The following is a 7,521-nucleotide window of genomic DNA, read 5'->3' as shown; positions in this document are numbered from 1 at the left end:
GCAGGCGGCGACGCTGCGGACTAGAGCCCTTGACCAGCGACCGCAGACCAGCGACATCCTCGTACAGCTTGAGCGGCAGGCCCGCAGTCGATTCGCTCAGAATCTTCACGCACGACCAGACGATGCTGACCGTCATTGCCCTCTTGGGCGTGATGCGGACGCCAGATTTCGTGTTCTTGCCACCAACCTCCATGTCCACTTCGACGTAGTCGCCCGAGGTCGGGTCGGTGTAGCCGAAGAAGCGCCAGGTGAGCGGGTTGTACCAGCGAGTCGTAGTCATCAGCCGATCAGCCCAAAAAAGCCGTTTTCCAAGTAATCGTCCATGTCTGCAGACCCTTGTTCAGACGTGTTTGCGGCACCGATCGCCATGGCAAGTGCCACTGCGGCGTCGATCTTGTTGGTGGAGCGCAGCTTGGATAGCCACTGATTGCCCCATTTGTCCKATTCGATGACGGCGGACATGATTGCGGAGACCAAAACCGGGCTTCTCCGCAGCCGTATGCGGCCCTCCAGCAGGGCTTCTTCGAGCATTCGCAACGAGCCGGGCATCCACAGGCCCTCGGGGGCYTCGCGGCCCTCCGCCTGCGCCGCCTCAACTTCGGCCGGTAGCGGCTTCCCTCGCTTCAAGCCTCCCTGCGGATGCTCCGCAAAGGCGAGCGAGAGGCCCAGGTCAGCCACCTCCTCTTCCAGCTTCTTGAACGCATACCGGTCGTAGGCGACCAGCTGCACGTCGTAGTCGCGGTCGTACTCCGCAAGCGTCTGCGCCACGTGCCGGTAGCTGATCGTCTGGCCTTGGGGCGCGTGCATGTGCCCGTCGCGAACCCATACCGAGTACGGCAACTTGTCCCGCGTCTCACGCGCCTTGACGGTGTCACCCGGCGTCCAGGTTTCCACCCAGGCATCGAACGTCGGCTTGTAGATGACTTCGCGCTCGCCGTTGACCTCGATCTCGCATTCGACTTCACCGGTCCTGACCACCGCAGCCTGAGCCGTGATGTCGCGGTTCTGGGACAGATCCAACCCCAAGTACACCGGCTCGCCCTTGTGGATGCCCGGGTCAAAGTCGTGCAGGCACGGCTCCAGGGTGTCGCGCGTCATCCACGCTGTCTCCGCGTCGGTCCAGACGCAGAAATGCAGACGCAGGATGCCGTTCAGCGCTCCCGGCAGCGCCTTGGCCTGGGCGACCACGTCGGCAAGGTACGACTCGGTGATGGTGACGCCGAGGAGCGGGTTCGCCTTCGCCCAGCAGCTGGGATCCTCAAGCGGGTCGTCACCGTCGTCCAGCGAGCAAACGAAGCTGAATGTCCGATCGTCTATCGGCTCTCCAACGAAGGTCGGGTCGTTGACCGCCTCCGTGTGGCCGGCCGCGACCTTCACCGCATGCTCGTGTTCTTCCCAGGCGACCGATGTGCGATCACTGCCCGAGTTGGTGATCATGAACAGCAGTGGCTCGCGCCGGAACTTGAACCCGCGCTCGAGCATCTCGATGATCTTGCGGTCGGGAAGCTCGTGCACCTCATCCACGAGGACGAAGTAAGGCCGGGGCCCCGAGCCAGTCCGTCCGGTGTCGCGCGACACTGGCCGGAAGAAGCTGCCGCTGGCGTGGTGCGCCATGTTGAACTCGCGCCCTTCCCCGCCCGCGAAGCTAACCCGCTTGGCCAAGGCCGGCGACTGCTTGACCATCTTCACGGCGTCGGCGAACAGGATGCCGGCCTGGTCCTTCTTGGCGGCGGCGGCGTAGATCTGTGCGCCGGCCTCGCCGTCGGCGGTCATCCCCATCAGCCCCAACCCGCCGGCCAGCGGGCTCTTGCCATTGCCCTTGCCCTGCTCCACGTAGGCCCTGCGGAACCGGCGCGTGCCGTCCTCCTGCTTCCAGCCGAAGATCGACCCGACAATGAATGCCTGCGACGGGTGCAACTCGAATTTACGGCCCTCGAACTGGCCCTCCGACAGCCGCAAGATGCCCTCGAAGAACTTGAACGCGTACTCTGCCGCGTCGATATCGAAGGTCAGGCCGCGCTCGTGACCGCGCTCGAGGTCCACCAGGTGGCGCTGACACGCGTTGCGGACATGGGGCCCAGCGACGATTTCACCGGCCACGACCGCCAGGGCATAGGCCTTAGTGCGGTCGCTTACGGGTGAAGAAGCCTTCTTCCGGGTCTTCTTCGTCGCCACCGCCATGGTTCACCTTGCTTTCGTCAACGGGAGTCGCGCCGAGCTTCGACAGGATCGAGCTGAGCGCTTGGGTTGCCGAGACACCGAAGTCGGCATTCGGGTCGTCCAGCTTTGCCGCCCACAGGCAGGCCATGCGCAGCAGCACCCGATGAGATGCGTTGAGCCAGGGCATTTCCTGCTCGAACTCCACCCATGCGCGCTTCTGCGCCGCGGTCATCGTTTTGTAGGGATCTCCGAGGGGCCGAGCGCCCTTCGGTGCTTTCCTGTCGGCGTGCCGACCCGGGTTTTTTATCGCTGCGCCGCTGGCGGATGCCTTGGCGACGGGTAGTCGTGGCCTCGCCATGCGTGATGCCTGAAATTCGCCGATTGCCGGCCGTCAGGGACACCCGTTGAGGTCGTCCCGCCAATTGTGGATGTGCGTGGAAAAGGGAACGGTCGGTCTAGGATTCCGGCCCCTCGCATTAATTGACCACCCCCTACCTCTGACCGCCGGCATCGGGGTGCCCCTTGGGCTTCACATGCAACACCTGCAGCCTCAGACCCGCCTCAAGGACGACGGCCTTCCTGCCCGGGGTCGATGTGACCTTCTGCCAGTGGGCGGCCACACGGGCGCGCTGGTCGGGTGTGAGGTAACGGTCGGTCGAGAGGACGAGCCAGTCGTGTTCGCCCAGATGGAACTCGGCGAGGTGCTCGCCTTCCTTTAGCTCGCTGATCATGTCGTGGTCCTCTGCTGTGTCAGATGGGCCAGCCGTCGGCATCACAGCCTCGGATCTGCACCGCGCCCTTCTCGATGCGCGCTTGGTCCGAGTTGTGGCAGTCGGCACACAGGCTGTTGAAGGGCCCGTCCCAGAACTGCTGCTCTGTCTCGCCGGCTGGGTGTCCGTTGGTGTGGTTGCACACCGTCGCCACCTTCGTGTGCTTGCGCTTGGCGCAGTACTCGCACAGCGGCTGCCTATCCAGCTGCGCCTTGCGCGTCCGTTGCCAGCGCGCGGTCCCATACAGATGCGAGAAGGCAGTGCCTCCGCGCTTCCGGGCATACCGGCCTTGCAGTGGGGCGCTCACCGGGAGGCACCATTGCAGCGGACGACCAGCGCGCGGCGTATCCACCACTCGACCCGATCCCAGTCAGGATCAAGCCCAGTGATCAGCACGCCCAAGCGCAACGCGGCTAGGTAGTAGCGAAACCACCACCGCAGCTCGACTGTTATCCCTGCCTTCGCCTGCCGCATCAGAACTCCTCGATGGCCCACCCGCCGCCATCCCGCTTGGGCTTCACCCTTACAGCGAGGAAGCGCATGGGGTATTGGTCGGCGGCGACCTTGATCTTGACCCTGGCGTCGTCGACCCAGAACCCTTTGACTTCGTGCAGCTCCATCACGCCATCCCCTGCCAGCACGGCGAAGTCAGGCGTGTAGAACGTGTTGTCGGCAAGCCGGAGTTTGATGCCTTCGAACCGGAACCACTGGACCTCTCCGGCGTGCTGCAGCGCGCGCAAGCGCTCGGCATAGGCCGCCTCGGTATTGTTCATCTGCCCAGCTTTAAGCCTGCCCAAGGCCTGAAGCCGACGGGCCGCTGCGGCCGGCATCAGCGCCCTGCCCCCGCCCGATCTGCTGCGATTACGGCTTGGCAGGCGCGGAGCTGGTCGTCGGCGTCTCGCCCGATTCGAACAATTCGGCCCGCAAACTCTTCTCGGCGCTGGGTTGCCGCATCACGTTGGAGGGCGCCGGCTGCGGTCTGGGACAGGAGGTCGGTGTGGCACGCGGCGAGGTCGTTGCGCAGGCGGAGAGCACCAGAGCGCAGGTCAGCCACAACAGCATCAGCGACGGACGGGGCCGCAGCTCGGTCTTCTTCATGCTTCTCTCCAATAGCGGCCATGGTCTCGGCCTGCATATGCTCGGTGGTGCGGGACTCGTTGACCTGGGCCAGCGCCGCAGTGGCTTGCTCGGATATGCCGGCCGATGTCGCAGCACCTGCGCGGTCGCCGCGCCAAGCCCAACCGGCCCAGAACGACAGCGAGAGGGTGGCAACGGCGATCAGTGCATAGATTCGGATCATCACGTCATCTCCGGCGGGATCACCGCGCCTACCTGTCGCATGGCGGATTCCAGCGACATGACCCGCAGGCGGAGCCGATGGGCCTCTTCCTGCGCAGTCATCCGCAGCCTGATTTCCTCGGCTAGCTGGAGGTTGGTTGCGGCCTGTGATTCCTCCAGCGACTTCACGCGCTGCACCAACCCGTTCAGCAGGTCTACGTTCGCGTCTGTCTCGGTCCGCTCTTTGCGTCGGGACAGCAGCGCACCCCACGTTTCCCTGGCAATCCAGAAGGCGGCGACGCCGCCCGCCATCCACCATGGGACGGTTTCTTCACTCATGGCGCCACCACCCCGCCGGCCTTCCGGTAGACGGCGAGCAGATCCTCAACCTTGCGCTCATGCTGCCCATACCCAGCGCCAGGCAGGCTTGCCCAGATATTGCGGACGGCGGCGATGGCTTCCGGGATTCTTCCCGCTTGGATCATCGACAGCGCGCGGCGCTCCCGGATCTGCTGCAGCGCGATCAGGTCTTGGCTCAGCGGCGAGAAGTCCGTCAGGCCCAGGCTCTTCCGGTAGGCGTCGTAGTACCGGCGCAGCAACTGGTAGCGGCCCGCGGCGGTCGACTGAATACCCAGCTTCGGGAGTTCCACCAGCACGCGGGGATGGTCTGCGTAGCCGGTGAAGAGCTTGCCGCCGACGATTACGTCATACCCATGGTCTTTCGTGGGTTGCTTGCCGTTGTCCGTGCCCTCGGACCAGGCCAGCATGTCCAGGAAGGCAACGACATTGATGCCGCCTGCCAGTTGGGGAGTGATGCGCGCCATGGTCGCCTCGGGTTCGTCAGTAGGCGCCCGCCCCACTGCCGGCTCGGCACGAGGGTTAATCCGGTCTGGATGACGGGCAAAGAAAAAGCCCCGGCTTGGCCGGGGCTTGCGTCTGGATGGTGGGAAGATTGCACGTCTTTTTGATGACCCAGCAAGTCATCATTACGCAGCGCGCGTCAGTGCCCTTCCAAACTCAGCCGCTGCAGCTTCTTCCGAGGCCCGCATGCGGCCGAGCATCCACGTGTACACGGGCTGCCAGAACCGGCTATACGCTGAGCAATCAGCCCCAATAGCGGCGGCGCGCTTTCTTCCGCTCAATGGCTCAAACCCGCTGCCGCTGCACTCGTCGCACCTCATGACGCCAGGGCCATCGGGATCCGGCTGCGTACGGTCGCCGTCGCACTTCTTGCAGACACACGCGGACGCCATCTCGCTGAACACCGCACCAGCCAATACACCGAGCTGCTCCATGGTGTTGTTCGGCCACGTGTCGGCGCGCGCGGCATCCAGCGCTGCCTCCGTTCGGCGAAGCTCTCGCCGTTGGACGTCCGTAACCGTGCCGCCGCCCCACCCCATGCTCGCCTTGGCGATGCCGAACTCGGTCCTCGCCGTGCTGAGCGCGAACTGCTGGCGGTTGAACTCAGGCGCCACAAGCGCGATCACACCCTGCCGCAGTTGGTCCCGGCGACGTGCCGCACTCTCCGRCCACCACAGAGCCTCCAGCAGCTCCCGACCCAGTCCCTGTTGAACATAGGCTAGCGCTGCCGCAATGTCTTGGGTGGTCAGCTCAGGCGTGCCGCCCCGACCTGTGTCGAACTTGACGGTCGTTGGCCCCATCCGGCTTGAAAGTAGTTCACGTACGTTCCCCATGGCCTTGCCCCTTGTGCGCTCGTTGATGGAATTCACCGCCTTGACGACGTCCAGCGTTCGCTTACCCACCGGACACCTCGCGCTTGATGGGGGCGGCAACCCTGTGGATCTCTCCCATCCGCAGGGAGTTGCGGAGATAAGTGCACCGCGAAGCTCCGGGCGTACGGAACTCAAACACCTGGCCGTCCCGCTCCCACATGAAGTGGATACGGCCACTCCGGTTACGCATAGTCCGAATCTTCACTCGCGACGGGTGGGCGACTTTCGCGGCGAGCGCGACTACAAGGCAGTTTGCCGGGAACTTCATGCCGCGCACTCCAACTGCTCCCAATGCGTCGTCAGGCGCTGAACCCTGCCGCCCCGCGCCAGGAACTGCTCGACCGTCTCCCCTTGGGGCACAGCCTTGGTCTTCGCCGGCGCGGGGGTATTCGCCGCCTGCATGTTCACCCGTGCAGCGCGCGATCGCTTCGGGGCTTTCACCGGCGCCGGCCGCGGCGGGCGGCGGGCCCTGTTACGGCGCGCATCCCGCTCGCGCTGGCGCTGTTTCCGCTCCGCATCGGTCAGCACAACACGCCGCATGCCCTGGCCGGTGAGCTGGTACACGGGGCCGATCTTCGTTTCGGTGCGGGCCAGGAAGCCTGCGGCGACGCAGTAGCGAACCGCATCCCGCACAGCCGAGCGTTGTTCGACCGTCTCAGCGCCGCAGCCCTCGCAGATTGCCAGCGATGTCCAGGGCGCGTCGATCGCGTTCTCGGTCAGCCATGCACGCACAGTGGCCGGGGTCGGATTAGATTTGGTGGTCATGCTGCCTGCCTCAATTCATTGACCAACGTCTGCTGTGCGATCAGCTCGTCGTCGGTGCCATACGTCTCGTGGAAGGTCCGCGAGCCATCCATCAGGCTCGGGCCCCATTTCTCGCGCATCTGCGCGAACGTGTTGTTCCCGAAGGGGTGCCGGCGGTGGTGCCACACGCACAGGCAGAACCCGAACCAGTGCCCCCGCCGGATGTTTCCAGACTTGGTGTGCTGGTAGTCGCCGCCGACGAACACCTGCTCAATATCCAGATAGCCCTGCACCACCAGCGACAGGCATGCCATGCACGGCCCGACCTTGGAGATCTCGATGCGGACTTCCTCCGCTGCGTTCGGCGGCGGCGCGCTGGACCACATCAGCGCGCGCCTCGCTTCTGGTCCTTGTCCGCCAGCCACCAGCCGTGCTGCCATGCATGCCCCTTGTCGCTCAGCGGCTGCAGCTTGCGGGGCTCCAGCTCGTCGTCGCTGTCCACCCATACCAGGTGCGGGTTCGTGCCCAAGGCGGCGCTGTTCAAACGTGCCGAATACCCAGCGTTGATTTCGGCGGCGTACTTGCTGCGGTTGCTGAACGAGGTGAAGTCGATCACGGCGATGGGGCTCCTATAGAACGGTTGCGGCGACGGCGAGGCGGTCGTTGGCATTTGCGGGCTTCGGCCTCAAGGCGCTTCGCCTCGGCCAGGTAGTAGTCGTTGCGCGACTTGCGCTCGCTGTCGGTGAACTGCACGTCCCGCAGCGCTGTCTCAGCAGCAGCCCGGTACGCCTTCGCCAACTTCCTGAGCGCCGGGCCCTGCAGGCGCGGGTCGTGCT

General features: G+C 64.9%; 13 protein-coding genes and 1 pseudogene. All 14 read right to left on the bottom strand.

Annotated features, from left to right (window positions below; genetic code table 11):
- A pseudogene (locus AC1DQP_RS13375) lies at nt 1-280 on the bottom strand (phage portal protein); the annotation flags it as partial.
- Complete coding sequence (locus tag AC1DQP_RS13370) at nt 280-2,181, bottom strand: terminase large subunit (RefSeq protein ID WP_478051774.1); 1,902 nt, start codon at nt 2,179-2,181, stop codon at nt 280-282. The gene AC1DQP_RS13370 and the pseudogene AC1DQP_RS13375, both read right to left, overlap by 1 nt.
- Nucleotides 2,120-2,392 (bottom strand): hypothetical protein, encoded by a 273-nt coding sequence (locus tag AC1DQP_RS13365; protein WP_457320431.1) that lies wholly within the window; start codon nt 2,390-2,392, stop codon nt 2,120-2,122. The genes AC1DQP_RS13370 and AC1DQP_RS13365 overlap by 62 nt, the downstream gene beginning before the upstream one ends.
- Nucleotides 2,393-2,651: 259 nt before the next feature.
- The gene (locus AC1DQP_RS13360; RefSeq protein WP_457320433.1) at nt 2,652-2,891 is read right to left on the bottom strand and encodes a hypothetical protein; all 240 of its coding nucleotides are present in this window, start codon (nt 2,889-2,891) and stop codon (nt 2,652-2,654) included.
- A 19-nt stretch (nt 2,892-2,910) separates the two neighbouring features.
- Nucleotides 2,911-3,237 (bottom strand): hypothetical protein, encoded by a 327-nt coding sequence (locus AC1DQP_RS13355; RefSeq protein WP_457320435.1) that lies wholly within the window; start codon nt 3,235-3,237, stop codon nt 2,911-2,913.
- 166 nt (nt 3,238-3,403) lie between these two features.
- Nucleotides 3,404-3,703: a DUF1064 domain-containing protein gene (locus AC1DQP_RS13350; protein WP_457320437.1), complete on the bottom strand. Its 300-nt coding sequence runs from the start codon at nt 3,701-3,703 to the stop codon at nt 3,404-3,406.
- 56 nt (nt 3,704-3,759) lie between these two features.
- Entirely contained in the window at nt 3,760-4,230 is a 471-nt protein-coding gene (locus AC1DQP_RS13345) for a lysis system i-spanin subunit Rz (protein WP_457320439.1), read from the bottom strand.
- Nucleotides 4,230-4,547 (bottom strand): hypothetical protein, encoded by a 318-nt coding sequence (locus AC1DQP_RS13340; RefSeq protein WP_312237057.1) that lies wholly within the window; start codon nt 4,545-4,547, stop codon nt 4,230-4,232. Before AC1DQP_RS13340 ends, AC1DQP_RS13345 begins: the two co-directional genes overlap by 1 nt.
- Nucleotides 4,544-5,032 carry a glycoside hydrolase family 24 protein gene (locus AC1DQP_RS13335; protein ID WP_457488438.1) on the bottom strand — a complete coding sequence of 163 codons (489 nt, stop codon included), beginning with the start codon at nt 5,030-5,032 and terminating at the stop codon, nt 4,544-4,546. The genes AC1DQP_RS13340 and AC1DQP_RS13335 overlap by 4 nt, the downstream gene beginning before the upstream one ends.
- 162 nt (nt 5,033-5,194) lie before the next feature.
- The gene (locus AC1DQP_RS13330; RefSeq protein WP_478051773.1) at nt 5,195-5,971 is read right to left on the bottom strand and encodes a hypothetical protein; all 777 of its coding nucleotides are present in this window, start codon (nt 5,969-5,971) and stop codon (nt 5,195-5,197) included.
- 234 nt (nt 5,972-6,205) lie between these two features.
- Entirely contained in the window at nt 6,206-6,706 is a 501-nt protein-coding gene (locus AC1DQP_RS13325) for a hypothetical protein (RefSeq protein WP_457320469.1), read from the bottom strand.
- Entirely contained in the window at nt 6,703-7,071 is a 369-nt protein-coding gene (locus tag AC1DQP_RS13320) for a Ref family recombination enhancement nuclease (protein ID WP_457320467.1), read from the bottom strand. The genes AC1DQP_RS13325 and AC1DQP_RS13320 overlap by 4 nt, the downstream gene beginning before the upstream one ends.
- The gene (locus AC1DQP_RS13315; protein ID WP_457320465.1) at nt 7,071-7,301 is read right to left on the bottom strand and encodes a hypothetical protein; all 231 of its coding nucleotides are present in this window, start codon (nt 7,299-7,301) and stop codon (nt 7,071-7,073) included. Before AC1DQP_RS13315 ends, AC1DQP_RS13320 begins: the two co-directional genes overlap by 1 nt.
- Nucleotides 7,298-7,521: hypothetical protein (locus tag AC1DQP_RS13310; RefSeq protein WP_478051772.1), on the bottom strand; the 224-nt coding region annotated here is incomplete at its 5' end. The genes AC1DQP_RS13315 and AC1DQP_RS13310, both read right to left, overlap by 4 nt.

The organism is Stenotrophomonas sp. P5_A8 (assembly GCF_056400545.1).
The sequence above is the reverse complement of the archived record's forward strand: the minus strand, read 5'-3'. Positions and strand labels throughout refer to the sequence as shown.

Bases quoted from the DNA above. Each gene is read 5' to 3' on its own strand.
- AC1DQP_RS13350 (WP_457320437.1), bottom strand. From the start codon at position 3,703: ATGAACAATACCGAGGCGGCCTATGCCGAGCGCTTGCGCGCGCTGCAG.
- AC1DQP_RS13365 (WP_457320431.1), bottom strand. From the start codon at position 2,392: ATGACCGCGGCGCAGAAGCGCGCATGGGTGGAGTTCGAGCAGGAAATG.
- AC1DQP_RS13360 (WP_457320433.1), bottom strand. From the start codon at position 2,891: ATGATCAGCGAGCTAAAGGAAGGCGAGCACCTCGCCGAGTTCCATCTG.
- AC1DQP_RS13325 (WP_457320469.1), bottom strand. From the start codon at position 6,706: ATGACCACCAAATCTAATCCGACCCCGGCCACTGTGCGTGCATGGCTG.
- AC1DQP_RS13345 (WP_457320439.1), bottom strand. From the start codon at position 4,230: ATGATCCGAATCTATGCACTGATCGCCGTTGCCACCCTCTCGCTGTCG.
- AC1DQP_RS13335 (WP_457488438.1), bottom strand. From the start codon at position 5,032: ATGGCGCGCATCACTCCCCAACTGGCAGGCGGCATCAATGTCGTTGCC.
- AC1DQP_RS13340 (WP_312237057.1), bottom strand. From the start codon at position 4,547: ATGAGTGAAGAAACCGTCCCATGGTGGATGGCGGGCGGCGTCGCCGCC.
- AC1DQP_RS13320 (WP_457320467.1), bottom strand. From the start codon at position 7,071: ATGTGGTCCAGCGCGCCGCCGCCGAACGCAGCGGAGGAAGTCCGCATC.